Here is a 12,600-nt window from a genome sequence, read left to right as displayed (position 1 = left end):
GGGTGCCCTTTGGGGTCGGTAATATGGGATACGTGGAGGCATAACCCCATACTTTTATAGAGGTTTTAAAACATGGCTACTGTTTCCATGCGCGACATGCTCAAGGCTGGTGTTCACTTCGGTCACCAGACCCGTTACTGGAACCCGAAAATGAAGCCTTTCATCTTCGGCGCACGTAACAAAGTTCACATCATCAACCTTGAGAAAACTGTACCAATGTTCAACGAAGCTCTGGCTGAACTGAACAAGATTGCTTCTCGCAAAGGTAAAATCCTTTTCGTTGGTACTAAGCGCGCTGCAAGCGAAGCGGTGAAAGAGTCTGCTAACAGCTGCGATCAGTTCTTCGTGAACCATCGCTGGTTGGGCGGCATGCTGACTAACTGGAAAACCGTTCGTCAGTCCATCAAACGTCTGAAAGACCTGGAAACTCAGGCTCAAGACGGTACTTTCGACAAGCTGACTAAGAAAGAAGCGCTGATGCGCACTCGTGAGCTGGACAAGCTGGAAAACAGCCTGGGCGGTATCAAAGACATGGGCGGCCTGCCGGACGCACTGTTTGTAATCGATGCCGATCACGAGCACATCGCTATCAAAGAAGCAAACAACCTGGGTATCCCGGTATTTGCTATCGTTGATACCAACTCTGATCCGGACGGTGTTGATTTCGTTATCCCTGGTAACGACGATGCTATCCGTGCTGTTAGCCTGTACCTGGGCGCTGTAGCTGCAACCGTTCGTGAAGGCCGTTCTCAGGATCTGGCTTCCCAGGCGGAAGAAAGCTTCGTAGAAGCAGAATAATAAGGCACGCTCGTCAGAGCCCTTATTTAACCAGGTAGTATCTAGTTTGGTTAGGGGCCTTTTTATGGCCCCTTTTTCACTTTTAAGTCTGTTTGGCCACCGTGCCGGGCAGGCAACATCTCCGAGGATTTTAGAATGGCTGAAATTACCGCATCCCTGGTAAAAGAGCTGCGTGAGCGTACTGGCGCTGGCATGATGGATTGTAAAAAAGCGCTGACCGAAGCCAACGGCGACATCGAGCTGGCAATCGAGAACATGCGTAAATCCGGTGCTATCAAAGCAGCTAAAAAAGCAGGCAACGTTGCTGCTGACGGCGTGATCATCACTAAGATCAACGGCAACTACGGCGTGATTCTGGAAGTTAACTGCCAGACCGACTTCGTTGCTAAAGACGGCGGCTTCCAGGCATTTGCTAACAAAGTTCTGGACGCAGCAGTTGCTGGCAAAATCACCGACGTTGAAGTTCTGAAAGCGCAGTTCGAAGAAGAGCGCGTTGCACTGGTTGCTAAAATCGGTGAGAACATCAACATCCGTCGCGTTTCTTCCCTGGAAGGCGACGTTCTGGGTTCTTATCAGCACGGCGCGCGTATCGGTGTTCTGGTTGCAGCTAAAGGCGCTGATGAAGAGCTGGTTAAACAGCTGGCAATGCACATTGCTGCAAGCAAGCCTGAGTTCGTTAAGCCAGAAGACGTTTCTGCAGAAGTTGTAGAGAAAGAATACCAGGTTCAGCTGGACATCGCGATGCAGTCCGGTAAGCCGAAAGAAATCGCAGAGAAAATGGTTGAAGGCCGCATGAAGAAATTCACCGGCGAAGTTTCTCTGACCGGCCAGCCGTTCGTAATGGACCCAAGCAAAACCGTTGCTCAGCTGCTGAAAGAGCACAACGCTGACGTCACTAACTTCATCCGCTTCGAAGTGGGTGAAGGTATCGAGAAAGTTGAGACTGACTTCGCAGCAGAAGTTGCTGCCATGTCCAAGCAGTCTTAATGGTTTAAAAGGAACCGCCAACCGGCGGTTCCTTTTTATCCAGCCTCATAAATTCAGCCGTCTCCTATAGGCAACTGGCTGAAATGCGACAGAATGTCGCCAGAATTAACCATCCCCCATTCGTTGACTGTTCTCAGGAAAGAAACATGGCTACCAATGCAAAACCCGTCTACAAACGCATTCTGCTCAAATTGAGCGGCGAAGCTCTGCAAGGTACAGAAGGCTTCGGTATTGACGCGAGTATTCTGGACCGTATGGCTCAGGAAATTAAAGAACTGGTGGAACTTGGCATTCAGGTCGGGGTGGTAATCGGCGGCGGTAACTTATTCCGTGGTGCTGGTCTTGCAAAAGCCGGTATGAACCGCGTCGTGGGCGACCACATGGGCATGCTGGCGACCGTAATGAACGGACTGGCGATGCGTGATGCGCTCCACCGCGCCTATGTGAACGCCCGCCTGATGTCCGCTATTCCACTGAATGGCGTTTGCGATAACTACAGCTGGGCAGAGGCCATCAGCCTGCTGCGCGCTAACCGTGTCGTTATCCTCGCAGCCGGTACCGGCAACCCGTTCTTCACCACCGACTCCGCAGCCTGCCTGCGCGGGATCGAAATTGAAGCGGACGTTGTGCTGAAAGCAACCAAAGTTGACGGCGTATTTACCGCCGATCCGGTTAAAGATCCAACTGCGACGCTGTACGAGCAGCTGACCTACACCGAAGTTCTGGATAAAGAGCTGAAAGTCATGGATCTTGCCGCCTTCACCCTTGCTCGCGACCACAAACTGCCGATCCGCGTGTTCAATATGAACAAGCCGGGTGCGCTGCGCCGTGTGGTAATGGGTGAGAAAGAAGGCACTTTAATCACTGAATAATTTCAGTCGCCCTTTAATCAGGGTAAGATTTGGCTTTATCTACAGCCAGGAATAAACAGGGCTATACTTAGCCTGCGGCCATCGTTGCCGCAGATGATAAGCGTGGTCTGCCTTAAACCAGTTTTCAAGGATTCGTAACGTGATTAGCGATATCAGAAAAGATGCTGAAGTGCGTATGGATAAATGCGTCGAAGCATTCAAAAACCAAATCAGCAAAATCCGCACCGGCCGCGCTTCTCCAAGCCTGCTGGACGGCATTGTCGTGGAATATTACGGCACGCCAACTCCGCTGCGTCAGCTGGCCAGCGTCACCGTAGAAGATACCCGTACCCTGAAGATCAACGTTTTCGATCGTTCCCTGGGCCCGGCAGTTGAAAAAGCGATCATGGCTTCTGACCTGGGTCTTAACCCAAGCTCAGCGGGCACCGATATTCGCGTTCCGCTGCCTCCGCTGACTGAAGAACGTCGTAAAGATCTGATCAAGATCGTACGTGGCGAAGCCGAAGGCGCTCGTGTTGCCGTGCGTAACGTTCGCCGTGACGCTAACGACAAAGTTAAAGCCCTGCTGAAAGACAAAGAGATCAGCGAAGATGATGATCGTCGTTCCCAGGACGACGTTCAGAAACTGACTGATGCAGCCATTAAGAAAGTGGATGCGGCTCTGTCTGAAAAAGAAGCCGAGCTGATGCAGTTCTAATCCACCCTCTGGTGGATAATACGCCGCACAGTAAGCCCTCGCGTGAAGCGTGGCGTTTGCTGAGCGGCGTTTTGCTTTGATAAACACAGAGCAAAGGCGTAGACAATACGCCCCCGTCGCCGCAAACTAATGCGTCATTAATCCCTCATTTTACGACCCTGAGTAACTCATGAAGCAGCTCACTATTCTTGGATCCACCGGCTCTATTGGCGTCAGTACGCTGAGCGTCGTTCGTCATAATCCTGAAAAATTTGCCGTAACCGCCCTGGTGGCCGGTAGCAACGTTGGGAAAATGGTCGAGCAATGTCTGGAGTTCTCGCCGCGCTTTGCGGTCATGGCCAGTGAGCAGGCCGCTTCTGAATTGCGTCGCCAGTTGAAAGAGCAGGGCAGTAAAACCGAGGTGTTGGCCGGTTCGCAGGCGGCATGTGAAGTTGCCGCGCTGAATGAAGTTGACCAGGTAATGGCCGCTATTGTTGGCGTTGCAGGTCTCCCCTCTACGCTCGCCGCTATCTCTGCGGGTAAGCAGGTGCTGCTGGCGAACAAAGAGTCGCTCATCACCTGCGGGCGGCTGTTTATGGAAGCCGTTGCCCGCAGCAAAGCGCAGTTATTGCCGATAGACAGCGAACATAACGCTATTTTTCAGAGTTTGCCGGAAACAATTCAGCAGAACCTGGGATACGCTAGCCTCGAAGATAATGGCGTATCGTCCATTATTCTCACCGGATCGGGTGGTCCGTTCCGGGAAACGGCGTATGCCGAACTGGCCGCAATGACGCCTGACCAGGCATGCAGCCACCCGAACTGGTCGATGGGACGCAAAATCTCCGTTGATTCGGCCACCATGATGAACAAAGGTCTCGAATATATTGAAGCGCGTTGGTTATTCAACGCCTCTGCGGCACAGATGGAAGTGCTGATTCATCCGCAGTCGGTTATCCATTCAATGGTTCGCTACCGTGATGGTAGCGTGCTGGCACAGCTTGGCGCACCGGATATGCGTACGCCAATTGCCCATGCGATGGCCTATCCTGCCCGCGTATCATCGGGCGTTGAGGCACTCGATTTTTGTAAAATCGGCACGCTGACTTTCATGGAGCCGGACTTTAAGCGCTACCCATGCCTGAAGCTCGCTATCGATGCCTGCGCGCAGGGGCAGGCGGCTACCACGGCGCTGAATGCGGCAAACGAAGTTGTGGTTGAAGCTTTCCTTAATCAGCAGGTGCGTTTCACCGATATCGCAGTGCTAAACCGCAGCGTGCTTGAGCAAATGAACTTAACCGAACCGCAAAGCGTGGAAGAGGTGCTGAGTGTCGATGCAATCGCTCGTGAAATAGCCAAAAAACAAGTGATGCACCTCGCAAGCCGGTGATAATTCATGCGGCCGACGTACCGCCATTTGTTCACTTTGTGCTTCAGTGATATAGTCTGCGCCACTTAATCGTCAGATGTGACTGAAGGTTAGGTGGAGAGCCGTGTCACAGCACGGCTTTTTTATGCGAAAGGCTTCAGTATTCCTGAGTACCGCTTAATTCTTTTCAGGGAATCATTACGCGTTATGTTGTCTGCTAATCAACAATTAAGCGAATCCTCACCTGCTCATGGCGCTCGCCATGTTGCCATTATTATGGATGGCAATGGCCGCTGGGCTAAGCGACAGGGGAAAATGAGGGTTTTCGGTCATAAAGCCGGGGCAAAGTCGGTTCGCCGCGCTGTTAGTTTTGCAGCCAATAGCGGCATCGATGCGCTGACGCTTTACGCTTTTAGTAGCGAAAACTGGAATCGCCCGGCTCAGGAAGTGACCGCGTTGATGGAGCTTTTTGTGTGGGCATTGGACAGTGAAGTCAAAAGCTTACACCGTCATAATGTCCGCTTACGGGTAATCGGCGATACCAGTCGGTTCAACTCACGCCTGCAAGAACGTATCAAAAAAGCTGAAGCACTGACCGGTGAAAATACCGGTTTGACGCTGAATATCGCCGCGAATTATGGCGGGCGTTGGGATATTATTCAGGGAGTGCGACAACTTGCGTCGCAGGTGCAGGAAGGCTTATTGCGCCCTGACCAAATAGATGAAGACCTGCTCGGTCAGCAGATCTGCATGCATGAACTGGCTCCCGTTGATTTAGTAATTAGGACAGGGGGAGAACATCGCATCAGTAACTTTCTCATCTGGCAAATTGCCTATGCTGAACTTTATTTTACCGATGTTCTTTGGCCTGATTTCGATGAACAAGACTTTGAAGGTGCACTAAATGCTTTTGCAAACCGAGAGCGTCGTTTTGGTGGCACAGCACCTGGTGGTGAATAAGCCTGTTGGGGGTCGCTTTTGCTGAAGTATCGCCTGATTTCCGCATTTATTATGATTCCTGTTGTCATCGCGGCGCTGTTTTGGCTGCCGCCGGTAGGATTCGCGATTGCGACACTGGTTATCTGCATGCTGGCTGCATGGGAGTGGGGGCAACTGGCTGGTTTCGTTGCTCGTTCACAGCGCGTTTGGCTGGCCGTACTGTGCGGCCTGCTGCTTGCAGTAATGCTCATTACGCTGCCTGAATACCGCCATTCGGTGCATCTCCCGGTGATAGAAGTATCGCTTTGGGCATCACTTATCTGGTGGGTTGCGGCGCTGCTGTTGGTGCTATTTTATCCCGCTTCTGCGGCACTCTGGCGCAATTCTAAGCCGATCCGTCTGGTCTTCGGCCTGTTGACGATTATCCCCTTTTTCTGGGGAATGGTGGCGCTGCGCAGCTGGCATTATGATATCAACCACTACAGCGGCTCCGTGTGGCTACTGTATGTGATGGTGCTGGTATGGGGCGCGGATTCCGGTGCTTATGTCTTCGGCAAGATGTTTGGTAAGCATAAGCTGGCACCGAAAGTGTCCCCGGGTAAAACCTGGCAGGGCTTTATTGGCGGGCTGGCTACATCCGCAGTTATTTCCCTGCTGTTTGGCATGTGGGCGAATCTGAATGTTGCGCCAGCTGTTCTGCTAACCTGTTCCATCGTTGCCGCGCTGGCCTCGGTTTTGGGTGATTTAACCGAGAGCATGTTTAAGCGTGAGGCCGGTATTAAAGATAGTGGTCACTTGATCCCCGGACATGGTGGTATTCTTGACCGCATTGACAGTCTGACAGCGGCGGTGCCGGTGTTTGCCTGTCTGCTGCTTCTGGTATTCAGGACGATTTAACGGAAGGTTTTATGCTGAGCATACTCTGGAATTTGGCTGCGTTTATCGTTGCACTGGGTGTTTTAATTACCGTGCACGAGTTTGGTCATTTTTGGGTTGCTCGCCGCTGCGGCGTTCGTGTTGAACGCTTCTCCATCGGCTTTGGTAAGGCGCTGTGGCGCCGTACCGACCGCCAGGGCACGGAGTTTGTCATTGCTCTTATCCCGCTGGGCGGCTACGTCAAAATGCTGGATGAACGCGTTGAGCCGGTCATCCCGGAAATGCGTCACGCCGCGTTCAACAACAAAACGGTTTCTCAGCGAGCGGCAATCATCGCTGCGGGGCCGGTTGCCAATTTTATCTTCGCTATCTTTGCTTACTGGCTGGTCTTTATTATCGGCGTCCCGAGCCTGCGCCCGGTGATCGGCGAAATAACCCCCAACTCTATCGCCGCCGAAGCACAAATTGCGGCGGGTATGGAACTAAAAGCGATAGATGGCATCGAAACGCCTGACTGGGATGCTGTTCGTTTGGCCTTGGTCGGCAAAATTGGCGATGCCAGCGCGCGGGTTTCTTATGCCCCGTTTGGCACCAATCAGACGCATGATGTGACCCTCGATCTGCGTAACTGGCAGTTTGAGCCAGACAAGCAGGATCCGGTAACATCACTCGGGTTTAAGCCTCGCGGTGCGCAGATTGAAAATGTGCTGGATGAAGTCCAGCCGCAGTCGGCAGCAAGTAAAGCGGGTTTGCAAGCCGGAGACAGGATCGTTAAAGTCAACGGTCAGCCGCTCCTTCAGTGGAGTACGTTTGTTAACCTGGTGCGCGATAACCCAGGGCAGGCGCTGGCCGTCCAGATTGAAAGGCAGGGGAGTTCCTTGTCTTTGACGCTGATACCGGATACAAAACCGGGTAAAGCGAAGGCCGAAGGGTTCGCAGGGGTAGTGCCAAAAATTATCCCGCTGCCTGATGAGTACAAGACAGTGCGTCAGTATGGGCCGTTTACCGCTGTAGCAGAAGCCACGGATAAAACCTGGCAACTGATGAAGCTGACGGTCAACATGCTGGGGAAATTAATAACCGGTGATGTAAAACTGAACAACCTCAGTGGGCCAATCTCCATAGCTCAAGGGGCAGGTATGTCGGCGGAATACGGGTTGATTTACTTCCTGATGTTCCTGGCGCTTATCAGCGTCAATTTAGGGATTATTAATCTGTTTCCACTGCCCGTCCTTGACGGCGGACACCTGCTCTTTTTGGCGGTTGAGAAACTGAAGGGCACACCGGTTTCCGAGCGAGTTCAGGACTTCAGTTATCGCATTGGCTCAATCCTGCTGGTGCTGTTAATGGGGCTTGCACTTTTCAATGATTTCTCTCGTTTATAGAGAGAATTAGGTTAGGAAGAACGCATAACAACGATGGCGATGAAAAAGCTCCTCATAGCGTCGCTGCTGTTTAGCAGCGCCACCGTATACGGTGCAGACGGGTTCGTGGTGAAAGACATTCATTTCGAAGGCCTGCAGCGAGTCGCCGTCGGTGCGGCCCTCCTCAGTATGCCGGTACGCCCAGGCGATACCGTCTCTGACGAGGATATCAGTAATACTATCCGTGCTCTGTTTGCCACCGGCAACTTCGAAGACGTGCGGGTTCTGCGTGATGGCAATACGCTGCTGGTGCAGGTCAAAGAGCGCCCAACCATTGCCAGCATCACTTTCTCCGGTAACAAGTCGGTGAAAGATGACATGCTCAAGCAGAACCTCGAAGCCTCCGGCGTTCGTGTGGGTGAATCTCTCGATCGCACCACTTTGGGCGACATCGAGAAAGGGCTGGAAGACTTCTACTACAGCGTCGGTAAATACAGCGCCAGCGTGAAAGCAGTGGTTACGCCGCTGCCGCGTAACCGTGTTGACCTGAAACTGGTATTCCAGGAAGGCGTTTCCGCGAAGATCCAGCAGATCAACATCGTCGGTAACCACGCGTTTACTACCGATGAGCTGATCTCCCACTTCCAACTGCGCGATGAAGTGCCGTGGTGGAACGTGGTTGGCGATCGCAAATACCAGAAGCAGAAGCTGGCCGGGGATCTCGAGACCCTGCGCAGCTACTATCTGGATCGCGGCTATGCGCGTTTCAACATCGACTCCACGCAGGTTAGCCTGACGCCGGATAAGAAAAGCATTTATGTGACGATTAACATCACCGAAGGCGAGCAGTACAAAATCGCCGGCGTGGATGTGAAAGGCAACCTGGCGGGCCACTCTGCGGAAATCGAGAGCCTGACCAAGCTGAAGCCTGGTGAGCTGTATAACGGCACCAAAGTCACCAAAATGGAAGACGACATTAAGAAACTACTGGGCCGCTATGGTTACGCGTATCCGCGCGTACAGACTCAGCCGGAAATTAATGACGCCGATAAGACCGTTAAACTGCACGTAAACGTCGACTCAGGTAACCGTTACTACGTTCGTAAGATCCGTTTCGAAGGCAACGACACCAGTAAAGATTCCGTTCTGCGCCGTGAAATGCGCCAGATGGAAGGCGCATGGCTGGGGAGCAACCTGGTTGACTCCGGTAAAGAGCGTCTGAACCGTCTGGGCTACTTCGAAACCGTAGATGTGGATACTCAGCGTGTGCCGGGCAGCCCGGACCAGGTTGACGTAGTCTATAAGGTGAAAGAGCGTAACACCGGTAGCTTCAACTTCGGCGTCGGTTACGGCACTGAAAGCGGCGTGAGCTTCCAGGTTGGCGTTCAGCAGGATAACTGGCTGGGTACAGGTTACTCCGTCGGCATCAGCGGCACCAAAAACGACTACCAGACCTACGCAGAACTCTCGGCCACCGACCCGTACTTCACGGTTGACGGCGTGAGCCTCGGCGGCCGTATTTTCTATAACGACTTTAAAGCTGACGATGCGGACCTGTCTGACTACACCAACAAAAGCTATGGTGTAGACAGTACGCTGGGCTTCCCGGTGAACGAATACAATACGCTGCGCCTTGGTCTCGGCTATGTGCATAACGACCTGTCGAATATGCAGCCGCAGATAGCGATGTGGCGTTACCTGGATTCTGTGGGTCAGCACCCGAATATGAACGCCAATGACAACAGTTTCTCGGCGGACGACTTCACTCTGAACTATGGTTGGACATACAACAACCTTGACCGCGGTTACTTCCCAACCGACGGTTCTCGCGTCAACCTGAATGGTAAAGTGACCATTCCAGGCTCTGATAACGAGTTCTATAAAGTGACGTTAGATACGGCGAGCTACTTCCCTATCAACGACGATCACACCTGGGTGGTGCTGGGTCGTACCCGTTGGGGTTATGGCGATGGTTTAGGCGGTAAAGAGCTGCCGTTCTACGAGAACTTCTACGCCGGTGGTTCCAGTACCGTGCGTGGTTTCCAGTCGAACAACATCGGCCCGAAAGCGGCTTACTTTGGCCCTAACCAACGTAACTGCGGAACCGGTGAGGTGTGTAACTCTAACGATGCGGTGGGCGGTAACGCCATGGGTGTTGCCAGCCTCGAGCTGATTACCCCGACGCCGTTCCTGAGCGAGAAGTATTCGAATTCTGTTCGTACCTCTCTGTTCGTTGATGCGGGTACCGTTTGGGATACCAAATGGGAAAATACCGCAGCAACCAGAGCGGCCGGTATACCTGACTACAGCACGCCGAGTAACATCCGTATGTCTGCAGGTATCGCATTGCAGTGGATGTCTCCTCTGGGGCCGCTGGTGTTCTCTTATGCCCAGCCGTATAAGAAATATGATGGAGACAAGGCAGAGCAATTCCAGTTTAACATTGGTAAAACCTGGTAATTGTTCCGCGCGAAGGAACGCAACAGCAGTGTAGCGTAGCGCCCGTTAGCCGCTTAGCAGTTCGCGGGTGCTCGCAAAAAACAGTGTCTTCGGACACCTATGGGATGGTAAGGAGTTAATTGTGAAAAAGTGGTTAGTTGCCGCAGGTCTCGGGATTGCTATGGTTGCTTCAGCCGGCGCTCAGGCTGCCTCCAGCATCGCAGTAGTTAATATGGGCAACCTGTTCCAACAGGTGGCACAAAGCACCGGCGTTTCTAAAACCCTGGAAAACGAGTTCAAAGGCCGCGCCGGTGAACTGCAGGGCATGGAAAACGATCTGCAATCCAAAATGCAGCGTCTGCAGCGCGATGGTTCAACCATGAAAGCTTCAGATCGCAGCAAAATGGAAAAAGACGTGATGGCTCAGCGCCAGGCGTTCTCTCAAAAAGCACAGGCTTTTGAGCAAGATCGCAACCGTCGTTCCAACGAAGAGCGTGGCAAACTGGTTACTCGTATCCAGGCTGCCGTGAAGAAAGTTGCTGACGACAAAGGTTATGATGTTGTTCTGGATGCAAACACCGTTGCCTATTCCGGTAACGATGTAAAAGACATCACTGCAGACGTTCTGAAACAGGTTAAATAAGTAATGCCTTCGATTCGACTGGCTGAATTAGCCCAGCAGTTGGATGCAGAATTGCACGGTGATGGCGATATCGTCATCACCGGCGTCGCATCTATGCAAACCGCCCAGGCGGGCCATATCACGTTCATGGTTAACCCTCGCTATCGTGAACAGCTGGCGGCTTGCCAGGCTTCTGCCGTCGTGATGACCGAAGCCGATCTTCCTCATGCTAAAAGCGCAGCTCTGGTAGTGAAGAACCCCTATCTGACCTATGCACGCATGGCACAAATTCTTGATACCACGCCTCAGCCGGCGCGTGACATCGCCCCGAGTGCGGTGGTTGACGCTTCAGCGAAGCTGGGTAATAACGTTTCTATCGGCGCGAACGCCGTTATCGAGTCCGGCGTTGAGCTGGGCGATAACGTAGTGATTGGCGCTGGATGCTTTATTGGTAAAAATACCAAAATCGGCGCGGGTAGCCGCCTGTGGGCCAATGTCTCCATTTATCACGAGATTGAAATCGGTGCCCAGTGCCTGATTCAGTCCAGCACCGTGATTGGATCTGACGGCTTTGGCTACGCCAACGATCGCGGCAATTGGGTGAAAATCCCCCAGCTTGGCCGCGTCATCATTGGCGATCGCGTTGAGATTGGTGCCTGCACAACCATTGACCGCGGTGCGCTGGATGACACGATTATCGGCAATGGTGTTATCATTGATAACCAGTGCCAGATTGCACATAACGTCGTGATTGGCGACAATACCGCAGTTGCTGGCGGCGTCATCATGGCTGGCAGCCTGAAAATCGGGCGTTACTGCATGATTGGCGGCGCAAGCGTGATTAACGGCCATATGGAAATCTGTGACAAGGTGACCGTGACCGGAATGGGAATGGTGATGCGTCCTATCACCGAGCCTGGCGTTTATTCCTCGGGCATCCCGTTGCAGCCAAACAAAGCGTGGCGTAAAACCGCTGCCCTGGTGATGAACATCGATGAAATGAGCAAACGCTTAAAATCCATCGAACGTAAGGTCAATCAACAAGACTGACCGTCGCCTGCCCCGCGCTGCCGTGCTTACCGGCCATAAGGGCCGAAGCGCGAAGCCGCGCGATTTGATTTGCGGCCTGCTGGCTTTCTTTCGATAGCCGCAGGCCGTGTTATTATTGTCATTTAGAATATTTAGACAGGAAGAGTATTTTGACTACTGACACTCATACTCTGCACATTGAAGAGATTTTAGAGCTTCTGCCGCACCGTTACCCGTTCTTGCTGGTTGACCGCGTGCTGGATTTTGAAGAAGGTCGTTTTCTGCGCGCAGTAAAAAATGTCTCCGTTAACGAGCCATTTTTCCAGGGCCACTTCCCTGGCAAGCCAATCTTCCCGGGCGTACTAATCCTGGAGGCGATGGCGCAAGCTACCGGTATTCTGGCGTTTAAAAGCGTCGGCAAACTTGAGCCGGGCGAACTGTATTACTTTGCCGGTATCGATGAAGCGCGCTTCAAGCGCCCTGTAGTGCCTGGCGATCAAATGGTTATGGAAGTGACCTTTGAGAAAACTCGCCGTGGTCTGACGCGTTTCAAAGGCGTTGCGACCGTTGACGGAAAAATTGTCTGCGAAGCAACCATGATGTGCGCGCGCAGCCGGGAGGCATAATAC

The 12,600-nt window shown here is 52.7% G+C and carries 12 protein-coding genes; all 12 read left to right on the top strand.

Annotation, left to right across the window (positions count from 1 at the left end; all coding sequences use genetic code 11):
* The first annotated feature begins 72 nt into the window (after positions 1-72).
* Positions 73-798, top strand: a complete 726-nt coding sequence (gene rpsB / locus FOC35_RS04905) for a 30S ribosomal protein S2 (protein ID WP_016534964.1) — start codon at positions 73-75, stop codon at positions 796-798.
* A gap of 135 nt (positions 799-933) precedes the next feature.
* Positions 934-1,785 carry a translation elongation factor Ts gene (gene tsf, locus FOC35_RS04900; protein ID WP_016534965.1) on the top strand — a complete coding sequence of 284 codons (852 nt, stop codon included), beginning with the start codon at positions 934-936 and terminating at the stop codon, positions 1,783-1,785.
* A gap of 146 nt (positions 1,786-1,931) precedes the next feature.
* Positions 1,932-2,657, top strand: coding sequence for a UMP kinase (gene pyrH / locus FOC35_RS04895; protein ID WP_039897929.1), 726 nt, complete (start codon positions 1,932-1,934; stop codon positions 2,655-2,657).
* Between the two features lie 139 nt (positions 2,658-2,796).
* Positions 2,797-3,354 carry a ribosome recycling factor gene (frr, locus tag FOC35_RS04890; RefSeq protein ID WP_039897930.1) on the top strand — a complete coding sequence of 186 codons (558 nt, stop codon included), beginning with the start codon at positions 2,797-2,799 and terminating at the stop codon, positions 3,352-3,354.
* Positions 3,355-3,523: 169 nt separating this feature from the next.
* Positions 3,524-4,723: a 1-deoxy-D-xylulose-5-phosphate reductoisomerase gene (gene ispC, locus FOC35_RS04885; protein ID WP_016534968.1), complete on the top strand. Its 1,200-nt coding sequence runs from the start codon at positions 3,524-3,526 to the stop codon at positions 4,721-4,723.
* A gap of 186 nt (positions 4,724-4,909) precedes the next feature.
* Complete coding sequence (gene ispU / locus FOC35_RS04880; RefSeq protein ID WP_172570327.1) at positions 4,910-5,662, top strand: (2E,6E)-farnesyl-diphosphate-specific ditrans,polycis-undecaprenyl-diphosphate synthase; 753 nt, start codon at positions 4,910-4,912, stop codon at positions 5,660-5,662.
* A gap of 18 nt (positions 5,663-5,680) precedes the next feature.
* Positions 5,681-6,538, top strand: coding sequence for a phosphatidate cytidylyltransferase (cdsA, locus tag FOC35_RS04875; RefSeq protein WP_039897932.1), 858 nt, complete (start codon positions 5,681-5,683; stop codon positions 6,536-6,538).
* An 11-nt stretch (positions 6,539-6,549) separates the two neighbouring features.
* On the top strand, positions 6,550-7,902 hold the full coding sequence (gene rseP / locus FOC35_RS04870; protein WP_016534971.1) for a sigma E protease regulator RseP: 1,353 nt from the start codon (positions 6,550-6,552) through the stop codon (positions 7,900-7,902).
* A 33-nt stretch (positions 7,903-7,935) separates the two neighbouring features.
* Positions 7,936-10,341, top strand: a complete 2,406-nt coding sequence (bamA, locus tag FOC35_RS04865; RefSeq protein WP_016534972.1) for an outer membrane protein assembly factor BamA — start codon at positions 7,936-7,938, stop codon at positions 10,339-10,341.
* Positions 10,342-10,462: 121 nt separating this feature from the next.
* The gene (gene skp, locus FOC35_RS04860) at positions 10,463-10,963 is read left to right on the top strand and encodes a molecular chaperone Skp (RefSeq protein ID WP_039897933.1); all 501 of its coding nucleotides are present in this window, start codon (positions 10,463-10,465) and stop codon (positions 10,961-10,963) included.
* A gap of 3 nt (positions 10,964-10,966) precedes the next feature.
* Positions 10,967-11,992 (top strand): UDP-3-O-(3-hydroxymyristoyl)glucosamine N-acyltransferase, encoded by a 1,026-nt coding sequence (lpxD, locus tag FOC35_RS04855; protein ID WP_016534974.1) that lies wholly within the window; start codon positions 10,967-10,969, stop codon positions 11,990-11,992.
* A 149-nt stretch (positions 11,993-12,141) separates the two neighbouring features.
* Entirely contained in the window at positions 12,142-12,597 is a 456-nt protein-coding gene (fabZ, locus tag FOC35_RS04850; RefSeq protein ID WP_016534975.1) for a 3-hydroxyacyl-ACP dehydratase FabZ, read from the top strand.
* Positions 12,598-12,600: the final 3 nt, after the last annotated feature.

It is taken from the genome of Cedecea sp. FDAARGOS_727 (assembly GCF_012273235.1).
Lineage (GTDB): Bacteria > Pseudomonadota > Gammaproteobacteria > Enterobacterales > Enterobacteriaceae > Cedecea > Cedecea davisae.
Note: the sequence above shows the minus strand (reverse complement) of the source record. Positions and strands in the feature narration are given on the sequence as shown.